This window comes from Gottfriedia acidiceleris (assembly GCF_050457485.1).
Lineage (GTDB): Bacteria > Bacillota > Bacilli > Bacillales > Bacillaceae_G > Gottfriedia > Gottfriedia acidiceleris_D.
The window spans coordinates 122,666-139,223 of record NZ_JBCMJM010000001.1 but is presented as its reverse complement, the minus strand read 5'-3'; the positions used below and the strand labels follow the sequence as shown (position 1 = coordinate 139,223).

Sequence of the window (16,558 nt, the reverse complement as noted above, 5' to 3'; positions counted from 1 at the left end):
TAAATTCTAACTTATTTTATTACATAACTCGCTTAAACATTTTCTCAAGCTCATACGAACTAAAATGGATAACGATTGGACGCCCATGTGGACATGTAAATGGATTGCTTGATTTTCTCAACGATTCTAATAGATTAAAAATTTCATCGTTTGTTATATATTGATTTGCTTTTATTGACGCTTTACAGCTCATCATAATGGCTTTTTCTTCGCGTAGTTTCTTTATATTAATTGTTCCGCGTTTTAATAGTTCTTGAATCATTTCATCAATTAATGTATCCTCTTGCCCTTCTGGAAACCAATTTGGATGTTCACGAATGACATAACTATTCGATCCGAACTTCTCGATAAATAGCCCAACTTCTTGGAGTTCATCTTGGTATTGGTCTAATAAAATAGCTTGCTCTGGTGAAACATCAAATGTGATTGGAATTAATAAAGTTTGTAGTTCTGATGCAACTTCCCCTATTTTTTCCTTAAAATATTCATAGTAAACACGTTCCTGTGCGGCATGTTGATCAATTAAATATAATCCTTTTTCATTTTGAGCAATAATATACGTTCCGTGCATTTGGCCGATTGGATATAAAGGAGGTAGTTGGTCTATATTTTGCTCATCATATACTTCTTCATTCACAATGACTGTTTCTTCTATATTTGATTTGTCGTCTTCATTTACAAAATTTGAATAACCTACATCTTTATTCGATTCATGTTTTTCAAAATAAAGACTTTCATAATCGGTTGGGGTTGATGAATCAATTTGAGTAATTGAATCGAATTCAGTTGAATTTTCTTCCTTTATTGTTTCATTAGTTTCATTGGAATAATTCGAATTAGTAGTAAAACGATCTTGAAGCGAGAATGGTAATTTCTTTTCTACATCTTCTTTTATAGAAGAATGTTCAAACGAAAATGTAGATTGTTCACTAAAAATTTTTTCCTTTGGAACTGTTGACTTTATTTCTGGAATAAGGGAACGACCTCTAAAAACTTTTTTTATACTTTCAGTAATTAATGTAAATAATTGATCCTCTTTACTAAAACGAACTTCTTGTTTTGTTGGATGTACATTTACATCGACTAATTGAGGGTCCATTTTAATAAATAACGAAACGATTGGAAAACGGCCAATTGGTAGCAAAGTATGATAGCCTTCGCTAATTGATTTGTTTACACCATAGTGTTTTACATATCTTCCATTTACATATAGTGAAATATAGTTTCTAGTTGCTCGTGTATATTCAGGCATGGATAAATAGCCTTCAATTTGAAAGTCTAATGACTCGCCTTTAAAATGAACCATGTTTTTTGCAATTTGTAGACCGTATAATGAAGCAAGAATTTGTCTTGCGTCGCCATTTCCATTACTACGGAACATTAATTTATCATTATGTTTCAAATCAAAAGCGATTTGTGGATTTGCTAATGCTAATCGATAGACAACATCTGTCACATTACTTAATTCTGTTTGAACCGTTCTCATATATTTTAATCTAGCTGGTGTATTAAAAAATAAATTTGAAACTTCAATACTTGTCCCTTTTGATTTAGCAATTTCTTTTTGGGATTGCAATACGCCGCCTTTTAAAATTGTTTCAATACCAGGTCCGTCTTCGGTTGATGTTTTTACTGTAACATAACTAACAGATGCAATACTCGGTAATGCTTCACCTCGGAAGCCTAATGTACGTATTCGAAATAAGTCATTTTCATCTTTTATTTTACTAGTTGCATGGCGCTCAAATGCAAGGATACTATCTTCCTTTGTCATCCCTTCGCCATTATCACTTACAAAAATTCGTGAGAGTCCACCGTCGTTAATTTCGACTGTAATACGTGTACTAATCGCATCAATTGCATTCTCAAGTAGTTCCTTAACAACTGATGCAGGACGTTCTACAACTTCACCTGCCGCTATTTGATTGGCTAAAATCTCATCTAACTTCTGTATTTTTGACATTAGTGAAGCTCCTCTCTAAATAAATGCACTAAACAATAAAAAAGGTATAGTACATTAAGCTAATATCATATTTTAACTATTAATAAAAAGAAAGGCCAATTGGCCTTCTTTTATTTTTTAACTTGCTTTTGAAGTTCATATAATAAATTAAATGCTTCCATAGGATTTAATTCTAGTATATTTATACCTTTTAATTGATCAATGACAGGATGGTTTTTAACAACTTCTTTAACCACTGGTTGATGATCGTCAAATAAGCTTAACTGAGATTCAGCATCCTCTTTGTCAGTTGTTTGAACAATTTCATTTTTCGGTACTTGAATATTTACAATCTCTTTTTCTGTATTTTCAATTTCTTCTTTAACAAACGAATGATTATTTGATTCTAAATCATTTAATAGTTCTTTTGCCCGAATGATTACATCTTTTGGAAGATTTGCTAATTCAGCAACGTGGATACCGTAGCTTTGATCCGCTGCACCTTCAAAGATTTTATGAAGGAATAATACTTTTCCATCTTGCTCTTTTGCTGCTACGTGAATATTTTTCAAAAACGTAAGTTGATTAGCCAATACCGTCAATTCATGATAATGAGTAGAAAAAAGCGTTTTTGCTCCGATATGATCATGTATATATTCGATCATCGCTTGTGCTAAAGCCATTCCATCATATGTTGATGTTCCTCTACCAATTTCATCAAATAAGATTAAACTTTTTTCTGTTGCATTCGTGATTGCATAATTTGCTTCTAACATTTCGACCATAAATGTACTCTGCCCAGAAATTAAATCATCTGCAGCACCAATTCTCGTAAATATTTGATCAAAAATAGGTAGTTTCGCATATTCAGCAGGTACATAGCATCCAATTTGAGCCAATATACTTATTAGCGCAACTTGTTTCATATACGTACTTTTACCAGCCATGTTAGGTCCTGTAATTAAAAATTGATGAGTTTCAACATCAAAATTAGTATCATTCGGAATATATTCTGAACCTAGTAGTACCTTTTCAACTACTGGATGTCTTCCATTCTTCACGATATATTCTCTTTCCTCGGTGAATGCAGGTCTAACATATCCATTTTTTTCACTTACTACAGAAAAACTTTGTAAAACGTCAATTTGACTAATTACTTGTCCTAATGTTTGAAGTCTAGATAAATATTGTTTTACTTGTTCTCGAATTGAAATAAATAACTCATATTCCAAGCCAATCATTTTTTCTTCAGCTTCAAGAATCATTGTTTCTTTTTCTTTTAGCTCTTCAGTAATAAAGCGTTCTGCATTCGCTAACGTTTGTTTACGTTCGTAACGCCCTTCTGGTACTTGACTAATATTTGATCTAGTCACTTCGATAAAGTAGCCGAAGATTCGATTATATCCAATTTTTAAGTTCTTAATCCCCGTAATTTCTCTTTCTCTTTGCTCTAATTCCATTAGCCAATTTTTACCGTTCTTACTTACGAAACGATATTCATCTAATGTTTTATGATAGCCATCTTTAATAATGTTTCCTTCTTTAATAGATAAAGGCGCATCTTCTATAATTGCATTCTCTAAAAGCATTTGAAGCTCTTCACATGGATCGATTTGATTAATTAGTTCATCAATCGTTTCATGATTAATTGATTTTAAAGCATGAATAATTGAAGGTACTGTTTGAAGTGAACGTTTTAATTGTAATAAATCTCTTGCATTTACATTACCAAATGAGACTTTACCAGCTAAACGCTCTAAATCATATACATCTTTTAGTAATTCCTTCAGATCTTCACGTATAAAATAGTTTTCCATTAGCAATTCCACAATCGTCAAACGATGCTCGATTTGTTTCGTACTTACTAGTGGACGTTGAATCCATTTTTTTAGTAATCGTCCACCCATCGCTGTTTTCGTTTCATCTAATAACCAATTTAAAGAACCTTGTTTGTTTTTGGAACGTTGTGTTTCAACTAATTCAAGATTTCTCATCGAATACATATCCATATTTAAAAAATCATGCTGATGAATAACGACTATTTCTTGAAGATGAGAAAGTGTTCGTTTTTGTGTTCTCGATAAATAATTTAATAATCTTGCGGCAGTAGTTTTTAAACTAGTTTGATCAATTGATTTTACAACATTTGTAAACTCATCTGATAAACGATCATTCTCCTCAAATGAAACGGTAATTGAAAAGCTTTTTTCTAGTGTTTGAATCGCTTTAGATGAAAAATCTTCATTTACAACAACTTCCTTTGTACCAGTTGCTGCAATTTTTAAAACTGCTTCTTCAAGTGAACCAGTTAGTAATAAAGCATTGCCCTCACCAGTCGTCAAATCAATCCAAGCTAAAGCGTATGAACTTGGTGTTACTTCTGATAATGTTGAGATATAATGATTTTGCTTTTCATCAATCGATCTACCCTCCATTTGCGTCCCTGGAGTAATCAACTGAACAACCTCTCTTCGAACTACTCCTTTTGCGACCGTTGGATCTTCGACTTGTTCACAAATAGCTACTTTATATCCTTTTTCAACTAATTGTTCTATATATCCAGCAGCAGAATGGAATGGTACTCCACACATTGGAATTCGTTCATCAGTTCCTCCTGCACGGCCGGTTAAAGTAATTTCTAAAACTTGAGATGCTTTAATTGCATCCTCAAAAAACATTTCATAAAAATCACCAAGTCTAAAAAACAAAAATGCATCTTGGTAATTTTTCTTTATATTTAAATATTGCACAATCATTGGCGTATAAGTTGCCATTTTATCCTCTCCATCAAAAAACATTCTTCGCATATTATATCATATTTTGCGAAAAGGCTTAGAAAGTTCGAAAGTTAAGAAAAAGAAACTTTCGATTGATTGGAAATGCAAAATAAAAAAGCTAGGAAGTATCACCTTCCTAGCCTAGCTTACTCTTCTTCGCCCTCTAAAACAAAATCTGGATCTAAGTCTTCAAACTCATCATCTACATCAAAGAACTCGTCATCGTCGTGTACACCATGTGGTGCAACAAGTACGACAATTTTCGTTTCACCTACAACTTCAACTAATACTTCTTTCTCTACAGTTACAATAAATCGATTTCCATTTGGAGAAATAATTGCATCTAAACAATTTGGATGTTTTAATGATCTAGCAATCACTTCACAATCTTCGCCAGTAAAGTTTTCATCTCTGTGTCTTAACTTTACTACTTCAGTATACTTAACAGACTCAGGAACTACTTCTGTTTTCGTATTGTCACCATAGGAGTACCAAATATTAATATCATATTTACCAGATACTTCTACTCCATCCTTACATTTTTTTGCATCATATACATGGTTTATAACCCAGCAGCCTAAAATACTTGATGGAGTATGATTTGGTGTGATTGTATGTGTGACTTTGTTATATTTCTTGCCTCTTCCTACGACTGCCTTCGTTATAATCTCTCTATGTTCGCGTTCAGACATAGGTGTGACCCTCCTCGTTCCATTTTCATTTCATTCTATGCGTGACATATGCGGAATGTGTTAATGACATGAAAATTCTTTTATACAAGTTAAAAAAACATGTGATGATAAATTGTATGACGACAGCCTAATAAAGTTGACTGCAAATTAAAGAATTTAAAAAATAAACATATAAAATTTTATCTAATCACTCCAAATTAGCTTTCAATCTGGAAAAATTGTATATAAATTGGTTTATTTTTCATACTAATACAGAACTTATAAATTGATGATTGGTAGTGGAATAATGACAATTACAAACGAACTTATTTCACTTACATTAGGTGAAAGAATAAATTTTTTCGAGAATTCTTTTTTAAACTCACAAGAGTTGATCATCCGACCTCTTACATTAAAAAATAAACTTAACTCACAAGTAGCACTTGTTTACATAAATAATATTGTTAAGACAAGTGAAGTGCAGGAATTTATTTTACGTCCTCTTTTAGAAACGAATATGGATCATGAACTAACATCTATTGAAAACTTTATTTTTAATACCGTACAAATTACAAATTTAAAAAAAGAGATTGAATCTCAAAAACTTATTGATGCTCTTCTTTTAGGGAATACATTAATTTTAGTAGAAAATGTCGTTTCTATATTTATTGCTGATACACCTGATTGGCAAAAACGTGCAATAACTACTCCTACAACAGATAGAGGTAGGGGTGGACAAATTGCGTTTACTGAAGATCTACAAATGAATCTTAATATAGTCCGTAAAATAGTCAAAAATAATAATTTACAAATCGAAACAAACACTGTAGGAGAAAAGACAAAAACAAATTACTCGATCATTTATTCTGATGAATTGGTTGATCGTGTTGTACTCAATGAGTTACATAAGAAGTTGAAAAAAATTAAATTAGATTTTGTTTTTGATACAAATTACTTAGTGGAAAATTTACATGAAAAGAAAATATCACCAGTTCCTTTACTAATGACAACTGAACGACCTGATACTGCCTGTTCAGCTATTTTACAAGGACGAATACTCATCATAATTGAGGGAACACCGGATGTTATTATTTTGCCAGTTACACTTCCTATGTTATTACAAGCATCCGATGATTATTTTTTCCGTTGGGAGTTAGGGATCAATAGAATATTTAGATTTATATGCTTATTTATTACGACTTATACGCCTGGAATATATATAAGTCTTGTTTGTTTTCACGAAGAAATGCTACCATCTTCAACCTATTTTTCTTTAATGAGTCAAAGTGAGGGCGTTCCATTTCCATTAGTAATTGAAGTATGGTTTTTATGTATTATTCTACAAGTCATAATGGATGCCATATTTAGAATGAATCGTGATTTAATACTTGTTATCTCTATTTTAGGAACTTTTATGATTGGCGATGTAGCTGTAAATGCGGGTCTAATCAGACCTGCATCAATTATCGCAATTTCAATAACATTTATTTCAGGCTTTATATTACCTAAAGCTCAAGACTTATTTGCGTCTGTTAGATTACTTAGATTTACTTTTTTACTTATTGGAAACTTACTTGGTTTTTATGGCATTATTATGCTTTCATTTATCACACTCTTACATTTATCTTCCTTACGCTCATTTGGTATTCCCTATTTATCACCAATAGCTCCTTTCAATTTAAAAGAGCAGAAAGATACAATTGTTCGTGGCGATATAAATAAAGTTACAAATAGCACTCATAAAATAAGACATGAGGAATTTTTAAAAGACGAAGACAAAAACAAAAAAAATAATTAGACGGAAGGGACTAAAATGAAAGGATTTTGGCTTTTTATACCTCTTCTATTAACATTAAGTATTCTATTTAATAATAAAGATCGAACTGAAATAAACGAAATCGGTTCTGTTATTAGCTTAGGTATTGCTAAAGAAAATGATCTTTATCACCTCACCGTTCAATTAGCAAATGCTGGTGCAAAAAATGCAAATTCAAAATCAATGTTGTCTCCTATTACGACATTCGATGGTGATGGTAAAACACTTACATCGGCACTCTATACAATATCCGACCAAATGCCTAAGAACATCGATTTGTCTCATTTGCAGTTAGTACTTATTAGTGAAGATTTACTAAAAAAAGAAGGTCTTGGACCGGTTATTGATTTTTTAATTCGAGCTAAAAAAACATCAAACCATTATCCTATAGCTGTTGTTAAAGAAAATAAACCTGAAGAAATGTTAAAAATCTTTACACCTATTCAAGATTTTCCAGCAATGGATATCAGAAACATGATTTTAAATATAAGTGAACAATCTGCACAATCTGTATTCACTTCACCAATTAATGTTTTAATTGATTTATATAAAGAAGGTAGTGACTTGTTTTTACCAGATTTAGAAGTAAATGGTGATATTAAAGCGGGGGGAACAATCGAAAATACTCAATCATTAGATCCTAAAACTACCATCAAATTAAGTGGATTTTCTTTATTTCATGATTCAGAATATGCAGGTTCAATTTCGATCAGAGAAACTTTTCTTTACTTCATTACTCAAGGTAAAGTAAAAAATGCTGTATTAGAAACAATATGTTCGGATCATAAAAAAGCTGTTCTAAAAATCAACTCAATTAGGGCTAAAAAAGAACTGATAGGTAATAAAAATCCATCCATCAAACTTTCTTTAACGATTGATGGAACACTAGTCGAAAATAATTGTAACTATATTACGCGTTCAAACTTTACAAAAACTGAAAAGGAATTAGAAAATAAATATAAAACGGAACTAACAAATAGTTTAAATAATTTAATTCGAAAAACTAAGGAATATAATAGTGATTTGTTTGGATTTGGGAATATTTACTACATAAAACATCCGCAAAAATGGGAAAAAGTTCAAAGTGATTTTTTAAAGAATGTAGATGTTAACACGAAAGTTTCGATAAATATTAGACAAATTGGAACTATAAACTTTAATGATAAATTTCCTAGTAGGGGAAGAGTTGATAATGAAGCAAACAATACGAATCAGTAGTTTTCAATTAAATGCAATTTTAATAAATTTTTTAATTGGGAGTTCGATTGTAATCGGTTTTGTTAAAGAATCTGGAAACGATTCTTGGATTGCAGTTCTATTAGCTTATTTATATGGTATTTTTCTATTTCTTTTTTACTGTAAATTATTTTATTGGGCCGATTCAGTTTCATTTGTCCAAGTCATTTTATTTGCATTAGGAAAATATTTGGGTATGCTTTTTTCATATGCATATATAGCTTATTTTATCTATATCACAGCAAGATTAGTAACTGATTTTGCATATCTTACTCAGTCAACATTATTGACGAATAAAAGCCTCTGGATTCTTTCACTAATCTTTATCATCACGTTAATGTTTGCTTGTTATTTTGGAATTGAAGCATTTGCACGTACAGGTGAAATACTCTTTTTTATTACCTTTACATTTTTTATTTTGTCAATAATGTTAGCTTTAATTAACGGTCAATTTGTGTTTAATAACATTCAGCCAATCTTAGGAAATGGTTGGAGTCATGTTTTCCAAAGTTTGTTTCCAACAACAATCACCTTTCCAATAGGGGAAATGATTGCTTGTACAACGCTATTTACTTATGTAAAAAGGAATGATCATTTTCCTTTTAAAGGTGTAATAAGTATCTTATTATTAGGCTGTATACTCTCAATCGGTGCATTGATTACGATGGGTATGCTAGGTCCGGAGCTTTTCCAAGACTCAGTTTATCCATTTTTAGAAGCATTAAAAAAGATTTATATCTTCAATATTATTCAAAGATTTGATTTAATCGGTGTAGTAATTTTTATGATTGGTGGCTTTATAAAAGCAACTGTTTATTTTCTTGCTGCATTTATTATATTCACAGATCTACATCCTAAAATAAAAAAAGTACCTATTATTATTACCTTTGGCGTCATTGTTTTATGTATTTCAATTAATTTGAGTAAAGAATTCTCAAAATTTCTATATATAGGATTAGTAAAAGTACCTATTTTTCTTCATATTCCGTTCCAAATCATAATCCCTTTACTAATCGCATTAATCATTTTTTTTAAAAAGAAATTTTTCAATCCGAGTAGTCCTCAATCTTAAAAAAAGACACAACAGCAAACTTAATTGCATATTGTGTCTTTTTTATTAATGGCCGCAGCTATCTGTTTTGCAAGCATCCGGTCCATGTGCTACTTTTGAACCTGTCTCACCACTTAATAAGTTACCGCCTGTTGTCTTAATGATTTCGTCTGTCACACCATTTGAGATCGTGTGAGCGATTAATTGAAGTAAGTCATTAACTTCTACTTGAGAAGATTGAAATTCTTGTACAACTGGAATTGTTTCTAGTTTTTCGTTTAATTCATCAAGCTCTTGTTCAACTTTTTTAAGTGCTTCTTTCTTGCCCCAGTGCTCTAAATTAACTGCTTGTTTTTGTAATGACTTAATTTCTTCAATATAAGCTCTTACAGTTTCACTCTCGTTAATTTGCGCTTCAGCACGTTTAAAAAAGTCCACTTCTTCTGTTTCAGAAATCATTACTGCTAATTCTTTTGCACGTTCAACGATATCAGTTTTTGTATATTTTCCCATTATAGCACCTCTACTGTTTCTTCTACTAATTCTCCATCTAATGACCATGTTTTAGCTTTTGTAACTTTTACTTTAACAATTTGACCAACGATTGCTTTAGGACCTCTAAAGTTTACAAGTTTATTATAAGGAGTATACCCAGCAAGTACATCAGGGTTTTTCTTGCTTTCTCCTTCTACTAATACATCAAGTATTTGACCTTCAAAACGTTTATTAAATTCAGCAGATTTTTCATTTACAAGATTGTTAAGTCGTTGTAATCTTTCCTTTTTCACACTCTCTGGTACATTATCTACCATTTTTGCAGCTGGTGTACCTTCACGTGGTGAATAAATGAATGTAAATGCTAAATCAAAACCAACTTCTTCATATAATGTCATCGTTTCTTCGAATTGCTCATCTGTTTCATTCGGGAATCCAACAATGATATCTGTTGTAAATGAAATTTGTGGCATTGCTGTTTTTAATTTTCTTACAAGTTCTAGATATTGTTCACGATCATATTTACGTGACATTAATTTTAGAACTTCAGAGCTACCAGATTGAACTGGTAAATGAATATGTGGCATTAAGTTGCCACCTTTTGCTAATACTTCTATTAAATGATCATCAAAATCACGTGGATGACTTGTTGTAAAACGAACACGTGGGATACCAATTTTACGGATTTCATCCATTAAATGACCTAATCCATATTTACCATCATCTAAGTCTTTACCATAAGCATTAACATTTTGTCCTAATAAAGTAACTTCTTTATAGCCCAGTCTAGCTAATTCACGTACTTCATTGATGATATCCTCTGGTTGACGACTACGTTCTTTACCACGTGTGTAAGGAACAATACAGTATGTACAGAATTTATCACAGCCATACATAATATTAACCCAAGCTTTTATTTCTCCACGACGTACTTTTGGAAGGTTCTCGATTACATCCCCTTCTTTTGACCATACTTCAATAACCATTTCTTTACTAAACATCGCTTCTTGAATAATAAATGGTAATCTATGAATATTATGTGTACCAAATACCATATCTATAAATGAATGTTTTTGTAAGATTCGATTAACAACTGCTTCTTCTTGAGACATACAACCACAAATACCAATTAATAGATCTGGTCTTTGAAGTTTTAACGGTTTTAAGTGACCAATTTCACCAAACACTTTATTTTCAGCATTTTCTCGAATTGCACATGTGTTTAATAGAATAATATCAGCATCTTCAACTGATGTAGCTACTTCATAGCCCATCGTCGTTAAAATACCTGCCATAACTTCTGTGTCATGTTCATTCATTTGGCAACCATAAGTACGGATTAAGAATTTCTTACCTACACCTGAATTTCTCATTTCTTCAGGAATCTCGAAACCACGATCATACGTAACTTCTTCTTTACCACGACGCTTTGCATCAGCTAAAGATGGAGCTTGGTAAACTTTTTCAAAATATTTACTATAATCTTTATCGTTTTTATCTTTTGAATTATTTATATTAGTGCCTTGAAGGCGTTGTTGTTCATTCATGAAACAATCTCCTTTCTTCTCGAGCGTCCACACATTACTTAAGTATATAACGTTATTCTACAATATACAATGTGCGTTACGCAAAAAAGAAAGCTGATAATAGTAGTATATTTGAATAATTTTATTCATTATTATAAAAACAATTCTTTAAATAATAAAGCGCTTTAATTATTATATAGAAGAATTTTGATTTCAAATATTCATCCTCACTCTTGGAAACGTGACCCGATCCCCCTCGAAGTCTTAAAGGCACTTAAATATAAAAAGAGAATCCATCAAAGGATCCTCTTAAATTAATAATTCTCAGTTTGATAACTGTAGGTTCATAAGTTACATAAAAAAATAAAAATATAAGTAGCTCAATAAACAACCTGTCCAAGAAACAATCGTAAAGTTCATGACAATGACATTTTCTGACCAACCATATTTAATTCCATAGTGAAAATGTATAGGAGCCATAAGAAATAATCTTTTTCTTGTTCTTTTATAGTAGAAAACTTGAAAAATAACGGAAAACTGTTCAGCTAAATAAATAAAAAACAGCATTGGAATCAAGATTTCTACTTTTTCGATAATCGCTAAAAATGATAAAGAACCACCAATCGCCATTGAACCTGTGTCGCCCATAAAAGCCTTAGCTGGATATAAGTTATAAATTAAAAAACCAGCTAAACTAGCGATCATTATGAGACTAAAAATTTTCACTTCAATATGATCTGAAATTAGAAAAAAGAAAAAGAAGGTAGGGATTGATACCATACCAAGCAGTCCATCCATCCCGTCTGTAAAATTAATAGCATTAGCTGATCCTACAATAAATAAAGTGATTAGGGCCAAATAAACCCATAATGGTAAAAAGATACTTATAGAATCCGTAATCCGAAAGGTTGTGTCTACTTCAAAAAAATTAATTAATACAATAAGTAAAAAAATAGTAAAAGAAAATTGAAAAACTAGTTTTGTTTTAGCTGATATTCCTCCTGGATCCTGTTTTGATGCTTTCCAAAAGTCATCAAGAAAACCAACAACACTGAATAAAATAAAAGTTCCAACTAAAAAAAGCATAAGTGGACTGGAATAATTAAGGAAAGCTACTAAAATACCAATCAAAAATATACTTCCCAGCATTAAAGGAGTACCCTTTTTATTATGGTGTTCAGCTGGTAATTCCGCTCTTATAGGTTGAGTCAACTTCAATCTTCTTAACGTCGCAATTAAAAAAGGTGAAAGAATACTTACCAAAATAAAAGTAATTAAAGCAGGTACGAGTGAGGATAACAAAACTATTCTCCTTTCAATTATTTTTAATTAAGAAATTCGATAATATCAAGCGATTTCCTTTATTTGCCTATTTTTTAATTTAAGAATTTATTTAAGTGTTACTTTGTAATTAAAAAATGAAGGGTGTCTGTCCAAAATTGGAACGCTCCATTTTTTATTTTGGGATATATTCTTTGAGAATCTTTAAATGTTAGTAAAACTGTTGATTTATAAAGAGAAGTAATAACAATGTCTAGAATGCAAAAAAGAGTTTCGGAATCGCAAATAAAGGATTCTTCTGTAAAAACAAATGATGAAAATGGCAATTAAACAGTGGTTTGCAAATAAAACCTGAAAAATTGCTATATTAATATATCGCTGACTTTAATTTTCCAAATCATATGATCATATCCCTTTTCCCAAAAGTCCTTTAATAAATAATTAGGTTCCCCAAATTTCTTTTTCCAGATTTTTTGAGCATTACAATAGCCACTATCTAAACAAAATTCTTCTATCCCTTTATTCTGTAGAGTAACGTACATCTTATTTAATAATAAATTTCCTATTCCATTTTTTTGATAGTCTGGATGTACAAATACAGTACCGACCTCAGGTAGGCCTTTTAATGCATGGTTTGTACAATTTAAAATAAGATCACTAGTTGGACCATATTCAATCGACCCAATAATTTTTTCGTTTTCTAGGGCAATCAAAAAAAATCGATCTTCACCATTACTTTTAAAATCATTATCTAAATAAATTCCTTTTGTTTCGATTTCTTCATTCATACTTTCCACCTGATTGCTAATACCTTCTTTTGTAAAAGTGTCTGTAATCACTATTTTAAAAAATTGATTTAACTCTTTCATGTCTTCTATTCTTGGCCTTCTTATTTTAATATTCATCATCAAAACACTCCTAACTACAAACTACTTCAACATTAAATAGTAGTATCCTTCATAATACATTGTCATGCAAAATAAAAAAACTCCTCAAAAATGAGGAGTTTTTCTTTTTATTACATGAATTCAGCAACTAATTTTTCGAATTGTGCTTTTTCTAATTGAAGTTCTGATTCAACTAATGGTTCTTCACTGTATCCAGAAATTAATTGTTGGTATGATTTTTGCTCTTTGTTTTGGTAGATAAGACCAGTTACTAAACCTTTATTTTGCATTAATGTTTGCATAGCCATTTCTTTGTTTGATGGATCATATCCTTCAATATCAGAAAGCTTAACAAGATTTTCTTTAAACCAGTCATATGTGTTTACTTTATTGTAAGTTACACATGGGCTGAATACGTTAATTAAAGAGAAACCTTTGTGGTTAATACCTTGCTCAATTAATGAAGTTAATTCTTTTAAATCACTTGAGAAACTTTGAGCTACGAATGTTCCACCAGCTGTTAAAGCCATTTCCATTACTGAAAGTGCCGATTCAACAGAACCTTGTGGCGTACTCTTAGTTTTGAATCCTACATCACTACGTGGTGATGTTTGACCTTTTGTAAGACCATAGATTTGGTTATCCATTACGATATACGTAATGTCGATGTTACGACGAATTGCATGGATTGTATGGCCTAAACCGATAGCGAATCCATCACCGTCACCACCAGAAGCGATAACAGTTAGATCACGGTTAGCCATTTTTACACCTTGTGCAATTGGAAGTGAACGACCATGGATACCATGTAAACCGTAAGAGTTAATATATCCAGAAATACGACCAGAACATCCAATACCAGAAATTACTGCAAGGTTATCAGGTTCTAAACCAACATTTGCTGCTGCACGTTGGATAGATGCTTGTACAGAGAAGTCTCCACATCCTGGGCACCAGTTTGGTTTAATATTATTACGAAATTCTTTAAATGTTGCCATTTAGAACAACTCCTTCCTTGCAAGTATTGTAAATTTCTTTTGGTAAGAAAGGATTTCCATCATATTTTAGTAAGCTTGAAATCTTTTCTGCATGACCACAATTCATTTTGATAATGCTTGCTAATTGACCAGTAGCATTATTTTCAACAACGATTACACGTTTAGCTTTTTTAAGCTCAGGCATTAATTCGTTTGTTGGGAATGGGTGGATTAGACGGATATGAGCATGGTTAACTTTGATACCATCTTGCTCTAAACGAACCATTGCTTCTTCAATTGCACCACGAGTTGAGTTGAAACCAACTAGTAATACATCACCATCGTCGTGTTTAGAGTTCACTAACACTGGGTTAGGGAATTTTAGGTTATTTAACTTGCGCATACGTTTATCCATTTGTTGATTACGGTTAATTGGTGATTCAGATGGTTTACCCATTTCATCATGCTCAACACCAGTTACGTGGTGAATTCCACCTTTCATACCTGGTACTACACGAGGAGAAACGCCATCTTCAGTCACTTCATAACGTTTGAAGTACTCTTTGTTTTCTGATACAGGTAATTCTTGTTTGTAATCAAACTTACCACGGCGAATTTGTACTTTATCAAATTGAAGTGGCTCAACAGTTTGTTTACCTAAAGAAAGTTGTAAGTCAGTAATTACGATAACAGGTACTTGGAACTCTTCAGCTACGTTAAACGCTTCCACCATATCGTAGAATCCTTCTTCTACTGTACTTGGAGCGATTACTACTTTCGGAATTTCACCGTGTGTTCCGTAGATCATAGCCATTAAGTCTGATTGCTCTTGTTTAGTTGGAAGACCAGTACTTGGACCACCACGTTGAGTATCAACGATTACTAAAGGAACTTCAGTCATACCAGAAAGACCGATTGCTTCCATCATTAATGAAAGACCAGGACCTGCAGATGATGTTAATGTACGAACACCAGCATAGTTAGCACCGATTGCCATTGTACATGCAGCAATTTCGTCTTCAGTTTGAATAACTGCTCCACCATACTGAGGTAATTTTTTAATTAAGTATTCCATAATTTCAGATGCTGGCGTAATTGGATACGCTGCCATAAAACGAGAACCACCAGCTAATGCACCCATTGCGATTGCATCGTTACCGATTAAGAACATACGTTTTTTACCATCAGCTTCTGATAATTGCATTTTATTTACATTCACGCCAAGCATTTCTCTCATTTCTTCTGCTCCACGTGCGATTGCTTCTATGTTTTTCTCAACAATTTGTTGACCTTTTTTACCAAAAATTTCATCTACAACTTCTCTGAAAACTTCAATTGATAGACCTAAAATTGCACTTGAAGCTCCAACTGCAACCATGTTTTTCATTAATGAAGTACCTAGTTCAGTAGCTAATTCTGTAAATGGAATTGAATAAAGTGTTACGTCAGTTGAATCTGGAATTGTCGGATTAAATTTAGCATCAGCGATTACAATACCGCCTTTGCGTAATTCATAAAAGTTTACATCGATTGTTTCTTGGTCAAATGCTACTAAAATATCTAAGTCATCTGAAATTGCACGAACTTCAGTTGTACTTACACGAATTTTGTTATTAGTGTGACCACCTTTAATACGAGAAGAGAAATGACGATATCCGTATAAGTAGTAACCTAAACGGTTTAACGCAATTGCAAAAATCTCACCTGTACTTTCGATACCTTCACCCTGTTGTCCTCCAACTTTCCACGAAAGTTGTTCAATCATTTCCTACACCCCTTTGAATGCCCTCATTCGTAATAAATTAAATTATAAATGGATAATTTTTTTGCATATCATTCATTTTATTATAAAAGAATGAAAGCGATTTAAAACATATCTTTTGATATGAGTTAATTCGC

General features: G+C 31.9%; 12 protein-coding genes. 3 read left to right on the top strand and 9 right to left on the bottom strand.

Going from position 1 to position 16,558, the window contains the following annotated elements:
- Nucleotides 1–19: 19 nt before the first annotated feature.
- From mutL to cotE, 3 genes are all read right to left on the bottom strand, one after another.
- Entirely contained in the window at nt 20–1,963 is a 1,944-nt protein-coding gene (gene mutL / locus ABEY15_RS00605; protein ID WP_429887757.1) for a DNA mismatch repair endonuclease MutL, read from the bottom strand.
- 110 nt (nt 1,964–2,073) lie between these two features.
- Nucleotides 2,074–4,716 (bottom strand): DNA mismatch repair protein MutS, encoded by a 2,643-nt coding sequence (gene mutS / locus ABEY15_RS00600; RefSeq protein ID WP_429887755.1) that lies wholly within the window; start codon nt 4,714–4,716, stop codon nt 2,074–2,076.
- Between the two features lie 149 nt (nt 4,717–4,865).
- Nucleotides 4,866–5,411 carry an outer spore coat protein CotE gene (gene cotE, locus ABEY15_RS00595; protein ID WP_069034483.1) on the bottom strand — a complete coding sequence of 182 codons (546 nt, stop codon included), beginning with the start codon at nt 5,409–5,411 and terminating at the stop codon, nt 4,866–4,868.
- Between the two features lie 286 nt (nt 5,412–5,697).
- Here cotE and ABEY15_RS00590 point away from each other — a divergent pair, with 286 nt between their 5' ends.
- The 3 genes from ABEY15_RS00590 to ABEY15_RS00580 are packed head-to-tail and all read left to right on the top strand — an operon-like array spanning nt 5,698 to nt 9,514.
- Nucleotides 5,698–7,188 carry a spore germination protein gene (locus tag ABEY15_RS00590; protein WP_429887753.1) on the top strand — a complete coding sequence of 497 codons (1,491 nt, stop codon included), beginning with the start codon at nt 5,698–5,700 and terminating at the stop codon, nt 7,186–7,188.
- A 15-nt stretch (nt 7,189–7,203) separates the two neighbouring features.
- Nucleotides 7,204–8,424, top strand: a complete 1,221-nt coding sequence (locus tag ABEY15_RS00585) for a Ger(x)C family spore germination protein (protein ID WP_429887752.1) — start codon at nt 7,204–7,206, stop codon at nt 8,422–8,424.
- The gene (locus tag ABEY15_RS00580; RefSeq protein WP_429887751.1) at nt 8,399–9,514 is read left to right on the top strand and encodes a GerAB/ArcD/ProY family transporter; all 1,116 of its coding nucleotides are present in this window, start codon (nt 8,399–8,401) and stop codon (nt 9,512–9,514) included. The genes ABEY15_RS00585 and ABEY15_RS00580 overlap by 26 nt, the downstream gene beginning before the upstream one ends.
- 45 nt (nt 9,515–9,559) lie before the next feature.
- Here ABEY15_RS00580 and ABEY15_RS00575 read toward each other — a convergent pair whose 3' ends face one another.
- The 6 genes from ABEY15_RS00575 to ABEY15_RS00550 form a co-directional block, all read right to left on the bottom strand.
- A complete protein-coding gene (locus ABEY15_RS00575) occupies nt 9,560–10,006 on the bottom strand; it encodes a RicAFT regulatory complex protein RicA family protein (RefSeq protein ID WP_429887750.1) in 447 nt (148 codons plus the stop codon).
- Nucleotides 10,006–11,535: a tRNA (N6-isopentenyl adenosine(37)-C2)-methylthiotransferase MiaB gene (gene miaB / locus ABEY15_RS00570; protein WP_429887749.1), complete on the bottom strand. Its 1,530-nt coding sequence runs from the start codon at nt 11,533–11,535 to the stop codon at nt 10,006–10,008. Before miaB ends, ABEY15_RS00575 begins: the two co-directional genes overlap by 1 nt.
- Nucleotides 11,536–11,865: 330 nt before the next feature.
- Nucleotides 11,866–12,816 carry a phospho-N-acetylmuramoyl-pentapeptide-transferase gene (gene mraY / locus ABEY15_RS00565; RefSeq protein WP_429887747.1) on the bottom strand — a complete coding sequence of 317 codons (951 nt, stop codon included), beginning with the start codon at nt 12,814–12,816 and terminating at the stop codon, nt 11,866–11,868.
- A gap of 341 nt (nt 12,817–13,157) precedes the next feature.
- Nucleotides 13,158–13,703 carry a GNAT family N-acetyltransferase gene (locus tag ABEY15_RS00560; RefSeq protein ID WP_429887745.1) on the bottom strand — a complete coding sequence of 182 codons (546 nt, stop codon included), beginning with the start codon at nt 13,701–13,703 and terminating at the stop codon, nt 13,158–13,160.
- A 110-nt stretch (nt 13,704–13,813) separates the two neighbouring features.
- Complete coding sequence (locus ABEY15_RS00555; protein WP_098861740.1) at nt 13,814–14,680, bottom strand: 2-oxoacid:ferredoxin oxidoreductase subunit beta; 867 nt, start codon at nt 14,678–14,680, stop codon at nt 13,814–13,816.
- Nucleotides 14,667–16,424, bottom strand: coding sequence for a 2-oxoacid:acceptor oxidoreductase subunit alpha (locus ABEY15_RS00550; protein ID WP_429887744.1), 1,758 nt, complete (start codon nt 16,422–16,424; stop codon nt 14,667–14,669). The genes ABEY15_RS00555 and ABEY15_RS00550 overlap by 14 nt, the downstream gene beginning before the upstream one ends.
- Nucleotides 16,425–16,558: the final 134 nt, after the last annotated feature.

What these genes read in the sequence shown, in the direction of transcription:
- ABEY15_RS00550 (WP_429887744.1), bottom strand. Translation starts at nt 16,424, where the DNA reads ATGATTGAACAACTTTCGTGGAAAGTTGGAGGACAACAGGGTGAAGGT.
- ABEY15_RS00590 (WP_429887753.1), top strand. Translation starts at nt 5,698, where the DNA reads ATGACAATTACAAACGAACTTATTTCACTTACATTAGGTGAAAGAATA.
- ABEY15_RS00560 (WP_429887745.1), bottom strand. Translation starts at nt 13,703, where the DNA reads ATGATGAATATTAAAATAAGAAGGCCAAGAATAGAAGACATGAAAGAG.
- ABEY15_RS00555 (WP_098861740.1), bottom strand. Translation starts at nt 14,680, where the DNA reads ATGGCAACATTTAAAGAATTTCGTAATAATATTAAACCAAACTGGTGC.
- ABEY15_RS00585 (WP_429887752.1), top strand. Translation starts at nt 7,204, where the DNA reads ATGAAAGGATTTTGGCTTTTTATACCTCTTCTATTAACATTAAGTATT.
- miaB (WP_429887749.1), bottom strand. Translation starts at nt 11,535, where the DNA reads ATGAATGAACAACAACGCCTTCAAGGCACTAATATAAATAATTCAAAA.
- ABEY15_RS00575 (WP_429887750.1), bottom strand. Translation starts at nt 10,006, where the DNA reads ATGGGAAAATATACAAAAACTGATATCGTTGAACGTGCAAAAGAATTA.
- cotE (WP_069034483.1), bottom strand. Translation starts at nt 5,411, where the DNA reads ATGTCTGAACGCGAACATAGAGAGATTATAACGAAGGCAGTCGTAGGA.
- mutL (WP_429887757.1), bottom strand. Translation starts at nt 1,963, where the DNA reads ATGTCAAAAATACAGAAGTTAGATGAGATTTTAGCCAATCAAATAGCG.
- ABEY15_RS00580 (WP_429887751.1), top strand. Translation starts at nt 8,399, where the DNA reads ATGAAGCAAACAATACGAATCAGTAGTTTTCAATTAAATGCAATTTTA.
- mutS (WP_429887755.1), bottom strand. Translation starts at nt 4,716, where the DNA reads ATGGCAACTTATACGCCAATGATTGTGCAATATTTAAATATAAAGAAA.